Here is a 1,250-nt window from a genome sequence, read left to right on the forward strand (position 1 = left end):
AGACCGGGGTAGAGCGGGTGCTTGTCGGCGAGCGCACGCACGCGCGCCTTCAGGGCCTCGGCGTCGGCCTCCCCGAAGGACGACGGCGCCTTGAGGGTCTCCGCGATCACGTCCGCGACCTCGGCGAAGTCCTCGGCGGTGAAGCCGCGGGTCGCGAGGGCGGGGGTGCCGATCCGCAGGCCCGAGGTGACCATCGGCGGGCGGGGGTCGTTCGGGACGGCGTTGCGGTTGACCGTGATGCCGACCTCGTGGAGGCGGTCCTCGGCCTGCTGCCCGTCCAGCTCGGACTCGCGCAGGTCGACCAGGACGAGGTGCACGTCCGTGCCGCCGGAGAGCACGTTCACCCCGGCCTCCCGGGCGTCGGCCGCGGTCAGCCGCTCGGCGAGGATCCTCGCGCCCTCCACCGTACGGCGCTGCCGCTCGGCGAACTCCTCCGAGGCGGCGATCTTGAAGGAGACCGCCTTGGCCGCGATCACGTGTTCCAGGGGGCCGCCCTGGAAGCCCGGGAAGACGGACGAGTTCAGCTTCTTGGCGAAGTCCTGCCGGGCCAGGATGATGCCGCCGCGCGGTCCGCCGAGCGTCTTGTGGGTGGTGGAGGTCACCACGTCCGCGAACGGCACCGGGTTCGGGTGCAGGCCCGCGGCGACCAGACCGGCGAAGTGCGCCATGTCGACCCACAGGTACGCGCCGACCTCGTCGGCGATCCGGCGGAAGGCCGCGAGGTCCAGGTGCCGCGGGTACGCCGACCAGCCCGCGATGATCACCTTCGGGCGGTGCTCCTTGGCGAGGCGCTCCAGCTCGGCCATGTCGACCAGACCGGTGGCGGCGTCCACGTGGTAGGCGACCACGTCGAACTGCTTGCCGGAGAAGTTCAGCCGCATGCCGTGGGTCAGGTGGCCGCCGTGCGCCAGGTCCAGGCCCAGGACGGTGTCGCCGGGCTTGGCCAGCGCGAACAGCGCCGCCTGGTTGGCGGAGGCGCCGGAGTGGGGCTGCACGTTGGCGTACTCGGCGCCGAACAGCTCCTTGAGCCGGTCGATGGCGATCTGCTCGGTGACGTCGACGTGCTCGCAGCCGCCGTAGTAGCGGCGGCCCGGGTAGCCCTCGGCGTACTTGTTGGTGAGGACGGAGCCCTGCGCCTCCATGACCGCGAGCGGGGCGAAGTTCTCGGAGGCGATCATCTCCAGCGTCGACTGCTGGCGGACCAGCTCGGCGTCGACGGCCGCGGCGACCTCCGGGTCGAGCTCGTGCAG

Annotated in this window: 1 protein-coding gene; it reads right to left on the bottom strand. The window is 72.2% G+C overall.

Translation table 11 applies throughout. The features are described 5' to 3' along the window. Window positions 1-1,250, bottom strand: a 1,250-nt coding sequence (glyA, locus tag JS756_RS35775; protein ID WP_240204874.1) for a serine hydroxymethyltransferase, incomplete at both ends; no start/stop codon positions are given.

The organism is Streptomyces actuosus, assembly GCF_016921115.1.
GTDB lineage: Bacteria > Actinomycetota > Actinomycetes > Streptomycetales > Streptomycetaceae > Streptomyces > Streptomyces actuosus_A.